The 13,935-nt window shown below is 36.3% G+C and carries 7 protein-coding genes; all 7 read left to right on the forward strand.

The features are described 5' to 3' along the window. Positions 1 to 4: 4 nt before the first annotated feature. The 7 genes from C8N46_RS09290 (at position 5) to C8N46_RS09320 (ending at position 13,925) form a co-directional block, all read left to right on the forward strand. Positions 5 to 1,396: an FAD-binding oxidoreductase gene (locus tag C8N46_RS09290; RefSeq protein ID WP_108114625.1), complete on the forward strand. Its 1,392-nt coding sequence runs from the start codon at positions 5 to 7 to the stop codon at positions 1,394 to 1,396. A gap of 138 nt (positions 1,397 to 1,534) precedes the next feature. Next, positions 1,535 to 3,928 carry a TonB-dependent receptor domain-containing protein gene (locus tag C8N46_RS09295; protein ID WP_108114626.1) on the forward strand — a complete coding sequence of 798 codons (2,394 nt, stop codon included), beginning with the start codon at positions 1,535 to 1,537 and terminating at the stop codon, positions 3,926 to 3,928. Further along, a complete protein-coding gene (locus C8N46_RS09300; RefSeq protein ID WP_245896787.1) occupies positions 3,876 to 4,661 on the forward strand; it encodes a thioesterase II family protein in 786 nt (261 codons plus the stop codon). The genes C8N46_RS09295 and C8N46_RS09300 overlap by 53 nt, the downstream gene beginning before the upstream one ends. Before the next feature lie 200 nt (positions 4,662 to 4,861). Continuing rightward, positions 4,862 to 6,499: a cyclic peptide export ABC transporter gene (locus C8N46_RS09305; protein ID WP_108114627.1), complete on the forward strand. Its 1,638-nt coding sequence runs from the start codon at positions 4,862 to 4,864 to the stop codon at positions 6,497 to 6,499. A gap of 73 nt (positions 6,500 to 6,572) precedes the next feature. Next, positions 6,573 to 7,292, forward strand: a complete 720-nt coding sequence (locus C8N46_RS09310) for a hypothetical protein (protein ID WP_108114628.1) — start codon at positions 6,573 to 6,575, stop codon at positions 7,290 to 7,292. Positions 7,293 to 7,511: 219 nt separating this feature from the next. After that, positions 7,512 to 11,945, forward strand: coding sequence for a non-ribosomal peptide synthetase (locus tag C8N46_RS09315; RefSeq protein WP_108114629.1), 4,434 nt, complete (start codon positions 7,512 to 7,514; stop codon positions 11,943 to 11,945). A gap of 24 nt (positions 11,946 to 11,969) precedes the next feature. Next, the gene (locus C8N46_RS09320; protein ID WP_108114630.1) at positions 11,970 to 13,925 is read left to right on the forward strand and encodes an alpha/beta fold hydrolase; all 1,956 of its coding nucleotides are present in this window, start codon (positions 11,970 to 11,972) and stop codon (positions 13,923 to 13,925) included. The last annotated feature ends 10 nt before the right edge of the window (positions 13,926 to 13,935 follow it).

Consider the following 13,935-nt stretch of genomic DNA (forward strand, 5'->3'; position numbering starts at 1 on the left):
TCGAATGGAAGTAGCAACATTTATAGAAGAACTGGCAACAATTGTCGGTGAAAAATACATCATCACCAATCCCATCGATTTTTACACCTACGTTAAAGATTACAGTACGGGAAAACTAGCGTCTCCAATGTGTATTGTACGACCAAACTCTACGGCGCAAATTTCAAAAATTGCAAAATTTTGCAACGATCACGGACTCCGAATTACCGTAAGAGGCGGTGGAAGTGGCGTAAGTGGTGGTTGCTTAACAGATGAATCAAACATTATTGTATCGTTAGACCGTTTAAACCGTATCATCGAAATCAACGAAATAGACCGATACGTCGTAGCAGAAGCAGGTGTTGTAACACAAGTGCTTCAAGATAGTTTGAAAGAGAGAAACTTATTTTTTCCACAAAACATCAGCAGCGCTAGTTTGAGTTTTATTGGCGGAAATGTAGCGGTATCTAGCGGAAGTCCAAAATCACTCAAATATGGAAGTACCAAAAACTATGTCATTAACTTAGAAGTGGTATTGCCCAATGGAGAAGTGATTTGGACAGGAAAAAACGTTAAAAAGAATGCTACAGGCTACAATTTAACACAATTATTTGTAGGAAGCGAAGGAACACTAGGTATCATTACCAAAGTCGTATTGCAAATTGTTCCTGTAAAAAAAGAAGCGTTGGTGTATGCGCCGTTTAGCAATCTTGAAAATTTATTTTCTTTTGTGGAAGCCTTTTTTAAGGTAGGAATGCATGCTTCTAGTTTAGAGTTTTTAGACAAAAATGGCTGTCGTCTAGTTTTTGACTATTTACAGGAAAGATTTGATGAAAAAGCTACGCAAGGCGCGTTGTGGATTGAGTTTGAATCGGATACAGACGAGGAAAACTTGGCAAAAATAGAAGCATTGTACACATTGCTTTCAAAATTTACAGACCAAGAGTTGTTAATTGGGCAAACCCAAAAGGAAATTGAAAATCTCTGGAAATATCGCAAAAAAATTGGAGAAGCAGCGATGAATCACGGCCACTTTCACGATTTAGACATCGTAGTTCCGCGCTCAAAAAGTAGTGATATTTATGCCATTATCAACTACATCTGTACATCACTCGATTTAGAGTTTGTTGTAGTCGGTCACATTGGCGATGGAAACTTTCATATCAATATTTTTAAAGACCAAAATATCAATCATAAAAGTTGGGCTGATAAAATGGATTCCTGCATTTCATTTCTCTTTGAAAAAGTAATTGCTGTAGGAGGCGAAATATCGGGTGAACACGGTGTAGGAACGCATAATAAGACCTATTTTCAAGAGTTCACTGCAAAGCAAAACTTACACATTATGAAGGGCATTAAAAAGGTATTTGATCCAAAAAATATATTAAACACCAATAACATATTTTTCAATTACTAGAATTACGTTTTTACCGTAACAATAGTAAGTTATAATAAAAAAAAGTGGGACTATTTTTCTGCATTTTAGCCAAAAATAACCACCTAACACCAACAAAAGCCTAAGGGCATTAAAACGAATTACATAAACATTACAATCATGATTAAAAACATTCTTTGTCTATTCACCTTGTTGATAATTTCATCAACAGCCTTAGCACAAGTAGAAATTAAAGGAAAGGTAACTAGTCAAAAAGAGATTATCGCATTTGCAAATGTCGTTGTTAAAGATGAAGCGAATAAAATAGTTTCAGGAGCGATTACAGAAGATGACGGCTCGTTTACTGTAAGTGTAGAAAAGGGAAAATATACCATTACTATTAGTTATTTAGGATATCAAGAATGGAGAAAGGAAATTGACCTTACAGAAGAACTCGCTACCGTGTTTGATGTAGGAACTATCGTTTTGGAAGAAGCTGCTACCGAGTTGAAAAGCGTTACCGTAGTTGCTGAAAAACCGATATTTCAACGAAAAACGGATCGTTTGGTGTTCAATGTGGAACAAAGTGTTGCCGCACAAGGTGGAGATGCGTTAGATGCATTGAGCGTTGCGCCAGGCGTTACCGTGCAAGACGGTGTCATTTCCATGTTAGGAAAAAGCGGAATGCGCGTGATGATTGACGGAAGAATCTCAAACTTAGCAGGCGATGAATTGCTTAATTTCTTAAACTCAATTCAAGCATCTGATATCAAGTCGGTTGAAATCATTACGAATCCGCCAGCAAAATACGAAGCGCAAGGAAATGGAGGTTTGATAAACATTATTTTAAAGCGTGCAAGAGAAAATAGCTGGAACAATTCTATTTCAACCTCGTATCGACAAATGATTTTGCCAATGTTTACGGTTGGAAACAACTTTAAATATCGAAAAAATAGAGTCAACATTTTAGCAACAGCGAATGCGCGATTAGGAGATCAACGGTATATTCAAGAAGCGGAAATTTTCTATGACCAAAGCACGTGGGAAACCTATACGTCGCAAGATAGAGATATTGAAGATTTTTCAGGACGTTTGATTTTTGATTACGAAATCAACGACAAATCAAAAATTGGTTTCCAAGTATCAGCAAGTACGAGCAATCCGTTTTGGAAAGATTTTGCGAATACAGACATTTTAAATCCGTCAAGACAATTAGATTCTATTATCAAGTCTAACGGAACACGTGACGCAGGAACCAATAACCTTTCATTAAACGCTCATTACAGCGCGCAGTTAGATACATTAGGTAGAAATATTTCAGTTGATTTGGACTATTTTAAATTCTCTGCAACAGATGAACGTGACATTGTTGCAAATATATTTGATTCCAACAATCAATTTCAAAATCCAAACTTCTTAGGATTCAATGGTACCGATAGAGATGTTTCCAATTACAGTGCACGAATTGATATAGAACATCCATTCAAAGCTTTCGATTTTTCGTATGGAGCTAAAATAAGTTACATTGATAGTGATTATGAAGTAACTAACATTGATGAAATCTTTAATATAAATCAACAAGACAAGTTTAACTATATTGAGCGAATCCAAGCAGTATATGTTAACATGTTTAAAAAGTTCAACGATAAATGGTCAATGCAACTTGGATTGCGTTTGGAAAATACTGACACGCAAGGAACTTCAGGTTCGTTAAATATCACTACTGATATTGATTATACAAAACTATTCCCAACAGTGTATCTTGCCTACGCGCCAAACGAAAACAACTCGTATTCCTTCAACTATGGAAGACGTATCAACCGTCCGTATTTTGCGCAATTGAATCCGGCAGAATTTTTCATCAATCGATTTGCTTCTAGTACAGGAAATCCGTTCTTACAGCCATCGTTTAATGATAATTTTGAGCTTTCACACTTGTACAAAGGAAAACTATCAACCACAATCTTTTTCGAAAGAGAAACTGACGGAATCGGAACCATCGCAGTGGCAGATAATACAACGTTTAATGAACTCATCAGTCCGTTTAACTATTATACATTATACCGTTACGGACTTTCAGAATCGTATAGCTTTAAGCCAGTGTCATGGTGGAGTAGCCAAAACTTATTGTTTTTAGTGAATTATGATTCTAGAATTACCAATGCAGCGTTAAACATTCCAGAACGAAGAGATTTTAGCTATTACTTATCTACAGACAACATCATCAACTTGAGCGAAGATAGAAGCAAAAGTTTACAAATCAATTATTGGTATTCAGCGCCATTTACTAGAAACCAAACGGAAAACGAATCCAATCAAGCATTAAACATTGGTTACAGAATGTCAATGTTTAGTAAGAAGGTTCAATTTGGGATTAACTTTTTAGATATTTTCGATACCAGTCCGAGAAAAAGTATCAACACTGTAAATGGAATTCGTTCCACGCATTTAGGTTTTGGTGTTTTTAGAGGTAGAGGATTCAGATTTTCGTTGAGCTATAATTTTGGGAATAATAAAATTAATGTTAGAAACAGAAAATCAGGAAATGATGAAGAGCAGAGAAGAACAAATTAAAACAGGAAAAGTACAGTTGTTTCTATTGCATTTTGCAGGCGGAAACGGCTATTCGTACGATTTCTTAAAACCATATATACCTGCGAATGTTGAATTTATTCCTTTAGAATTACCAGGAAGAGGAAAACGATTCAAGGATACTTTTATCAATTCTAAGAAAGAAGCTATTCAGGACTATGTTACCCAAATACAAAACAAAAGAAACCGCACATTGCCTTACATCATCTTTGGGCATAGTATGGGCGCCACTTTAGGTTTATCGGTAGCGTATGAAATGCAACGTTTGGGCGACCAACCGCAACATTTGGTAGTTTCTGGAAACTCAGGTCCAGGCGCGCCACCAGTGCCAGGAAAGCCTAAAAAGGGAAAACGTTACTTAATGGACGAAGCTACTTTTAAAGATGAATTGAGAGAACTAGGAGGAATCCCAGAAGAAGTATTGGTCAATGAAGAGCTATACACGTTTTTTGAACCAATCATGCGCTCTGATTTTGAAATTTTAGAAAAAGATCCACTTTCCATAGAATTAAAAATCAAACTCTTATGTCCAATATTTGCAATGATGGGCTCGGAAGAAGACCAAGTTGTCAATATTGAAAACTGGAAACGCTATACCATTGCGGGATTTGACTTTGAAGTATTTGATGGAAATCATTTCTTCATTCACAATCATCCAAAACAAGTAGTCAATACCATACTAACTATATCCAAGGGAACTGAAGTACAACACTAAAAATCACACAACAAAAATCAGCATAGAGACAATTATTTACTCGATAATCGAGATGTATAATGTTCTGACGCTTGCGTCGAAATGTTTTAATAGTTTCTACTGAATGCTTCGTGGGCTTACCCCGAAGTAGTTGACTTAATCAGCCTTGCTGTTTTTTGGAGTTTTGTGATAGTTACCACAACAATCTAAATTGCTAAATCATGATCAAACTTAAAAAGAAAGATATACTTCTTTTATTTTTATACGCCATTCCCAATACCATTCTTAGTTTTGGAATTGTGTTTATAATAAATAAAGTCTTAGCACGCAATCCAAACTTTATGAAAGACTATATGATTATTGTCTTTCTAGCCATTGTATTTTATGCGTATTTGTTAAATATCATCTTTCAAAAAGGACTCAATAAATATGCGTTTAAAATATTGTACGACAATGAAAAAAAGTTATTCAACCAAATTCTAAAAGCACCGCTCAAAACGCTTGAAAACTTCGGTAGTCAGCGATTTTATACTGCCATGGAAGATTTGCGATTGTTTGCCAATTTGCCATATACAGTTACACATACGGTAAGCTCGTTACTCATGCTAATTTTAGGTGTAATTTACATGTTTACCATTTCGGTAAAAGCAGCAGCTATTGTGTTGGTATTGGTCGTGTTGGTAGCGTTGTGTTATTTTATTGTGATGAACTCAATGTCGTCACAAGTAGGACAATTGCGAAAACTGAACGAACATTATTATGGTTATGTAACAGATTTATTATCAGGATTTAAAGAGTTAAAATTAAGTCTTTCACGAAGAAAAAACATTCTCAACAAATACTTAGGACCTAACCGTGACGAATCGGAAGGATTGGATTTTAAAATCAACTATGTATTCTTGTCCATCAACATGATAAGTCAATACGGACTGTACTTTGTCATTGCAGCTATTCTTTTCGGATTGCCTGCGATGGGATTGCTCGATAGTGAAGAAGTCATAGCGTATGTTGTAGTTATTCTTTTTATTTCTGGACCTATCAATAATTTAATCAACTTGCAGCAAACCTATACACGTTTTATGGTTGCTAACAGGCGTATCAATACGTTTATGAAAGATTTTGAAATTGATATAATGTCAACAGAAGAAGAAGTTATAACCGACAAACAATTACAATCCTTAGAATTCAAAGATGTATGCTTCTCATACAATAACAAAGAGCAAGAAGACAGTGCCTTTGCTTTAGGGCCTGTAAACTTAAAAATCAACGCTGGAGAAGTCATTTTTATCATTGGTGGAAACGGTTCTGGAAAAAGTACGTTTGTAAACATTCTTACAGGATTGTACGAACCATCAAAAGGAGAGATCATTCTGAATGGCGAAGAAGCCATCAATGTAAAAGAAGATTTACAAGATTCGATGGCGGCAATTTTCACCAACAATCACATCTTCTCAAAAAACTATGACAATTATGCATTAGAAGGAAATGAAGAATATGCCAAGTTGTTGGAAACCATGCAATTGAATGAAGTTGTGACGAATGACAAAGAAGAATCGGCGCGTAGACGATTTTCCAAAGGACAAAGCAAGCGAATGTCCATGATATTTGCCTTGTTAGAAAAGAAGCCAATTTTAATCTTAGATGAATGGGCAGCCGATCAAGATCCACATTTTAGAAAATTCTTTTACGAGCAACTCATTCCAAAACTTAAAAAAGAAGGAAAAACAATCATTGCCGTAACCCATGACGATGCGTATTTCAAATCTGCCGATAGAATCATCAAATTCAATTATGGAAAAATCGTAAAAGACATAGAAACGCAGAAAAATGAACAGGAATTAACTTCAATTTGGACATAAATATCCGTTTTGTACAACAATTGCACGGTTATTGTAGTTATTATCTGTAATAAATATATCAAATAAAAAACTCATGAAAAAAGTACACCACACACACACATTCAAAAAACCAATCTATTCATTACTAATACTAACATTAACAGTAGGAACTATGTTTTCACAATCAAAAACCAATAAATTCCAGAAATATCTGAACGATATCAATAAATGGGAAGTTGCCACACAAGAGCAAGGAAGCGACCTACACGTAGCTTTTCAATACAATAAAGGGACAGAAAATAAAATAAATTCTACGCATACTATACCATTATCAGCATTTAATGTAGAAAACACTTCCAACGGTAAAACCTACGAATTGCAACGAAACGCAGGAACAGTTACGTTTTTACCTAAAAATAAATTCGCATTCGCTAAGAATGACGACTTTAAAAATCAATTAGAAAAAGTAATTGCTACCAAAGCTCCAGACGGTTTGTTACTAGTATTAGCGATGTCCGATACTTCTGTAGCCGATATCAAAGCTGTAAAAGCACAAACAGGCGAACTCGATTTGAAAGATTTATTAGCAGTGGCTTCTACAGGAGTAAAAGCAGATTTTATCAACGAAATCAAATCGTTAGGATATGAAGACATCTCTATGTCTAACATCATTGCGTTCAAATCAATGGGCATTGACGCGAAATGGATTAGCGAAATGAACAAAGAGCAAAACAAAACATTGCGTACTTCAGAATTAATCATGCTTAAAAAAGGAAAAATAAAAAGCAAGATGAAAGCAAAAATGAAGTCATAAATACACCAAGTAAACACCAAACTTCATATACATAGCGTCAGTATCTGATTGCTTTTTCAGATACTGACAGCTTTTCAAGTGTCTTAAAATCAACTCAATATAGTGAAAAACATCCGTAACTATTTGAAAACTAACCATTTTCAAATGTGCACTTTCTTTGCCTAAACGTAGGCAACAACACCTTACCGAAGAGCAACACTATTACTGAAACCAGAAACCATGAAACTAACGCTTCCACAACAAGATGTATATTTTGAGCAATTATTGTATCCTAACGAGCCAATATACAATATAGGAGCCAAAATTGCCATTGAAGGAAACCTCGTGTACGAACTATTGAACGAAGCTTACATTGCTTTAATCAACCAACACGATGCCTATAGAAGTCAACTAACAGCCAATTACGACAACGTTGAAATTACCACAATTGCTACGTTTGACAAAGCATTAGACTATCTCGATTTCTCTCATGAAAATAATGCGCTCGCTGCGGCTGAAACCTATATGGAAAAAGATTTTCAAGTAGCGTTTCAACTAGAAAATGACGAAAATTTACACAAATTCGTGTTGCTCAAAGTGCGCGAAGATTTTCATTATTTATATTCCAAATACCATCATATCATTACAGATGGTTGGGGAACTTCTTTGATGTTTCAGCGTTTGGTGGCAAATTATAACGAACTTGTAGAAGTAGGAAAAATACAAAGTGAATATCCGTTTCAATATGCTGATTTTGCTGAGAATGATACTGCGTATGCGACTTCAGAAGCGTACAAAAATGACGAAACATATTGGAAGCAGAAATTTGAACACTTACCAGATACCTTACTAAAAAAGATAGACGAAAATGTTACCATCAATAAAAGTAAGCGCAAAGAACTCTACATAAAACGCGAAGTTTACAACGAACTTATTGAAATTTCCAAAGCCTGTGGCTCGTCAACCTTTCACTTTATTTTGGGAATTTTATATGTATATTTTTCGAAACGATTCCAAAAAGAGGAATTGGTTATTGGTGTTCCAGTATTGAACAGAGGTTCGGCGAAATTCAAAAAAACGGTAGGGTTATTTATGGGCGTTTCGGCGCTAAAAGTACATATAGACTCTGAAGCTACTTTTGATGAATTCCTAACGCAAATCAAACAACAATTACGCGCCGATTACAGACATCAGCGTTTTCCGTTGGGCAAACTCATCAACAGACTCAACTTGGCAACGCAAAACAGGGAATTGTTCAACATTACACTTTCGTATGAAAAGCAAGACTACGCGCCAAATTTTTTACACACCAAAACCAGCGTAATTCCTATGACACACGAATCAGAGCGTGTTGGTTTGGCGTTGTATATCAGAGAATTTGACGAAAAAGAAGATGTAAAAATTGATTTTGATTACAACCTCAACTATTTCAGCGAAAGCGAAATCACGCGTGTCGTAACGCATTTTGAAAATTTACTTGACGATGTAAAAAACAATCCGACAAAAAAAATAGCGGCATACGAATATGTGTCTGACACTGAAAAAAAACAAGTAGTACAAGCGTTTAACAACACCTACAAAAAACTTGATACATCTACGACGTTAATTACTAAAATTGACAAAAATGCAGTAACACAAGCTGACAACATCGCGATTAAAGATTTTGCAATTTCGTACACATACGAGCAAGTATTTGACAAAACCAACGCTATTGCAGCGTATTTGCAAGCACAAACAAAAGAAAATACGCCGATTGGTGTCTTAATGGAGCGTTCGGCTGACATGATTGTCATATTACTTGGAATTCTAAAATCAGGTCGTTCATACATTCCGCTCGACCCGAATTTTCCGAAAGAACGCTTAGAGTACATCATTGAAGCGAGTGAATTACAAACCATCATTGGTTCAAGCAACACGCTAATTTCGCTGAGCGAACAAACGAAATTCATAGAAGCAACTCTCGTATTGCAACTTCCAACGGAAGCAACAACTTTGCCAACAGTTTCTCAAGAAGATACAGCCTATATTATTTACACATCAGGTTCTACAGGAAAACCAAAAGGTGTGGAAATAGGGCACAGGTCATTGCTCAATTTCTTGACCAGCATGCAAGAAAGTATAGAAATTACAAGTGTAGATACGCTATATTCCGTAACGACACCATCGTTTGACATTTCTATTTTAGAATTCTTTGCACCGTTAATTTCGGGAGCAACAGTCTATGTGGCAAATCAGGAAACGTTGCAAAACCCGAAACGCATTATTGAAGAACTCGAAACAGTTGCACCAACGCTCATGCAAGCAACGCCAAGTTTCTATCAAATGCTATTTAATGAAGGTTGGGAAGGAAACAACAATTTAAAAATATTATGTGGTGGCGATTTGCTTAGTGAAGCTTTGACAGAAAAACTCTTAGCTGCAACACATTCGTTATGGAATATGTATGGTCCGACAGAAACCACTATTTGGTCAAGTACCAAGCGCATTCACAAAGCTTCGGAAGCTTCCAACATTGGAAAACCGATACAGAACACGAGCTTTTACATTTTGGATAAACATCAAAACGTATTGCCAGTCAACACAGAAGGGAAACTGTATATTGGCGGTGAAGGGTTGGCGAAAGGCTATTACAAAGCAAGCGATTTAACCAATCAGAAATTCATCCAAAATCCATTCAAAACAACTGAAAAAATATACGACACAGGCGATGTAGGAAAATGGAATGAAGCTGGTGAAATCGTATTTTTAGGACGTGACGATTTACAAGTAAAAATAAGAGGTTTCCGTATTGAATTAGGAGACATAGAAGCGCAACTCAACAAGCACGAAAAAGTCAACGAAGCAGTTGTGATTGCGAAAAAAGAAGCCAATCAAAGTGCTTTTTTGGTAGCGTATATCATTCCAACAGAAGAAACGATAGATACAGCAGAAATCATCAATTTCCTAAAGCAAAAACTGCCTGCATATATGATTCCGTACACGCTCATCACCGTGACAGATTTTCCGCTAACACCAAACAAAAAAATAGACAGAAAACAACTGACGCAACGCGATATTGTTTCTGCAAAAACCACTAAAAACGTACATGTAGCGCAAAATGACATGCAAAAAACGTTGTACACATTTTACCAAAAAGCCTTGCAAACACAAGAAGATTTTGATATTTCCGAAAGCTTCTTTGCGCTTGGCGGTCATTCACTCAACGCAGTGCGACTCATTGGGTATATTGAAAAAGAATTCCACTATCGTGTATCGTTAAAAGACTTATTTGAGCATTCGGACATTCTTTCACTTGCTGAATACTTGCAACAAAAAGACTTGAGCAATAGTATAGAAATTGTTCCTGTGGCAACACAACCGTATTATCCAATTACCTTTCCGCAGTACGCCATTTGGTTGGCGTCGTTGCAACCTGAAAAATCGGTAGCGTACAACATGTTTGGCGCGTATGAAATTCAGGGAACGTTGGACAAAAGCATTATGTTGGAAGTGTTTTTAGACACCATAGAACGGTATGAAATTTTACGCACCAACTTTATTGAAGTGGATGGAGTTGCGTATCAAAAAGTAAAAAGCAGTGACGAAATTTCGTTTGAAATAGAAGAATTTTACGCAACAACTGCTACGTATGACGAACAACTATCCGAATTCTCCAATAAAGAATTTGACATGGAAAATGATATGTTGGTCCGACTTGCCATTTTTCACGTAGAAGACGGCGTAGACATGTTGGTATTTGCAACGCATCACGTAATTATGGACGGTTGGTCGTTGGAATTAATGATTAAAGAAATCACCGATCGCTATACCGCAAATGTTCATAAAACTGCCTTAGACTTACCTACATTACACTATCAATTTAGAGATTATGTAGTTTGGCAAAATGCACACGAAGCCAGAAACGAAGCTAGAAACAGCGCATTTTGGACAAACTATTTGCAAGGATATCAATGGAAAAGCTTACTTCCGTACGATACAGAGTTTGCAGAAGACAAATACACAGGAGAATTTTACCTATTCAATTGGGAAGCCTCTTTCTTAAACGAATTAAATAATATCGCCGTACAAAACAAAGTGACGTTGCATACGTTGCTGATGACGTCATTTCACGTATTGCTCTACAAAATGTACGGAATTGACGATATCTGTTTAGGAACAATTAACTCAGGAAGAACCTCATTTGGACTCAACGATCACATCGGAATGTTTGTAAAAACATTGCCATTGCGAAGTAAAATTAATCCTGAAGAAAATTTCTTGACAACGGTATTGAACATGCATCAAAACTTATTGCAAGTAGACGAGCATCAAGATATTCCAGAAGAAGTGTTAAATACCTTGCGTTTGGAAGCGATTTTGGTATTGCAAAACCAAACCTTCAACTACGGTAAAATTGACGTTACGGATGAATTGACATTAAAAACCAGTCCTGTAATCGCCAAATACAATCGTTTACCAATGTTATTAGACTTTGCATTGAGCGATGACTATTTGCGCGGTTCCATTCTGTACGATACCAGCAAATATCACCGAGAAACGATGGACATCTTAATTATGAAATATGAAAAATTCCTAAAAGAAATCATTCAAAACATAAACCAAACTATAGACACCATTAACATTGACGTAGCTTTTGAAGCACAAGAAGCTATTGATATTGATTTTAATTTTTAAACAGCGAGTAATACGAAATATCTCATGAAACTTATCACACAAAAAATAACCTTTTTACTTTTCGTTGCATGTTTGAGCGTGACTTCTCTCAGTAATGCGCAAACGGAAATTACTTTTGACGAAATTGAAACGTTTTACAAACACGCAGAAGTGCTCAACAATGACAACATTCGTTGGGGATATTTGAACGTACCTGAAAATTGGGACGACCAAAACGGAACGGTAGTACGAATTGCCGTAGCGGTACTCAAAAACTTTGAAAACAAGGAAAATGCACCCGCAACCGTATTTATACAAGGAGGACCAGGTGCGAGCGGAATTGGAAATATTTTTTCTTGGCAAAATCACCCACTTCGTAAAAATCATGACATTGTATTGTTTGACATTCGTGGAACGGGAAATTCACAACCGCGTTTATGTCCAGACTTAGGAAGAGAACTTTTAGGAATTCTTGCAAAAGATCAACCTAAGGAAGCTGACGAAGAACAAAAAACCAACGCAGCATTGGCGTGTAAGCAAGAAATGGTACGTCATGGCGTGGATATTGAAGCCTATCATAGTGGTTCAGTGGCAAAAGACTTGCATGCGTTGTTAAATCACCTAAAGTATAAAAAATGGAATATTTATGCAGCTTCGTACGGAACGTACATGGCGCAAGTGTACGCAAGCATGTTTCCACAAGACATTGAAGCTTTGGTGTTAGATTCTTCTATTGCTGATATTGAAACCTATTACACAGAAAATACAAGCAATTACATGACGAGTCTGGCAAAAGTTTTTACGGCTTGCGAGAATGACCCTGAGTGTAATGAGCAATATCCAAACTTGGAAAAAGTGTATTACGAAGTCATTTCCGACATGGAAAAATCACCAATCACGGTGGATGTTGCTAAAAACTTAGTCGAAGAAGGCACCTTTACATTTAACAGTGAAGATTTCAAAATCGCCATTCAGCAAGCGTTGTACAACAAGCAATTGGTAGAAGTTGTGCCGTTGCTTATCTATCAATTCAAGGAAAAAAACGAAGGCGCGTTAGGAAACTTAGTCGCGGCGTTTTCAAGCTTGTTAAGCATGGATTATGGCGTATATTACTGTGTGAGTTGTAACGAAGCATTACCAAACAATGAAGAAACCGAATTTGAAGCCAATGCTGCCAACTATCCAAAACTCAATGGTGGATTGTCTTTTTACAAATCAGATTTTAAAGTCTGTGACGTTTGGAACCGTAACATTCCCGATTCGTTACTCATACAACACGACCTTAGTAATTTAAAAGAAACCGCATTTCCTGTGTTGGTATTTTCGGGCGAATACGATCCTATCACACCAGCAACAAATGGTCAAAAAACGGCAGCACGTTTTAGCAATGCGAATGCCATTCCTGCATACACGTATGGACACATTCCAGGATTTACCAGAATTGGAACGTCGTTGACAACTTCTTTTATCAACAATCCGGCACAATCGATAGAAAAGGAAGCGTTTGCCAAAGCGCAAAAAATAAAAATGGTAAAAAATGTAGCGCTTAACGGCGGCGTTGGAAACATGGGAAATAGTTTAAATGAAATGAACATTCTCTTTCTAGCACCATTGTTGATTGCTGTGGGAATCATGCTAGCGTTCATTTTTGTATATCTCTTCCGTTTGTTCAAAAAGAAATACCAACATACATCGGATAAAATCATCAGAATCATGACGATTGTTACTTCAATTGTAGGGTTGTTGTCCTTTTTAGGATTAATCAACGCGTTGCTGAGTGTTTCTAAAAGCAACTTCTTTATTCTAGCTTTCGGATTGCCAGAAAATTATAATTATCTCTTTCAGTTAACTTTAGTTTTCTTAGTATTGGTTATCATTACCGTACTATTTTTTGGGGTACAAATCAAAAAGATACACGATAGAAGCATTGTGTTTTCTGTCATATTCTCAAACATTTTGATTGTTACTTATATGTTGTATTGGGGAATTTTCGCCTTGTAGCGATGACAAA

It is taken from the genome of Kordia periserrulae, from assembly GCF_003054265.1.
Lineage (GTDB): Bacteria > Bacteroidota > Bacteroidia > Flavobacteriales > Flavobacteriaceae > Kordia > Kordia periserrulae.

Excerpts from the sequence above, each read along its gene's own strand:
- C8N46_RS09290 (WP_108114625.1), top strand. The coding sequence starts at position 5 with ATGGAAGTAGCAACATTTATAGAAGAACTGGCAACAATTGTCGGTGAA.
- C8N46_RS09295 (WP_108114626.1), top strand. The coding sequence starts at position 1,535 with ATGATTAAAAACATTCTTTGTCTATTCACCTTGTTGATAATTTCATCA.
- C8N46_RS09300 (WP_245896787.1), top strand. The coding sequence starts at position 3,876 with ATGTTAGAAACAGAAAATCAGGAAATGATGAAGAGCAGAGAAGAACAA.
- C8N46_RS09305 (WP_108114627.1), top strand. The coding sequence starts at position 4,862 with ATGATCAAACTTAAAAAGAAAGATATACTTCTTTTATTTTTATACGCC.
- C8N46_RS09310 (WP_108114628.1), top strand. The coding sequence starts at position 6,573 with ATGAAAAAAGTACACCACACACACACATTCAAAAAACCAATCTATTCA.
- C8N46_RS09315 (WP_108114629.1), top strand. The coding sequence starts at position 7,512 with ATGAAACTAACGCTTCCACAACAAGATGTATATTTTGAGCAATTATTG.
- C8N46_RS09320 (WP_108114630.1), top strand. The coding sequence starts at position 11,970 with ATGAAACTTATCACACAAAAAATAACCTTTTTACTTTTCGTTGCATGT.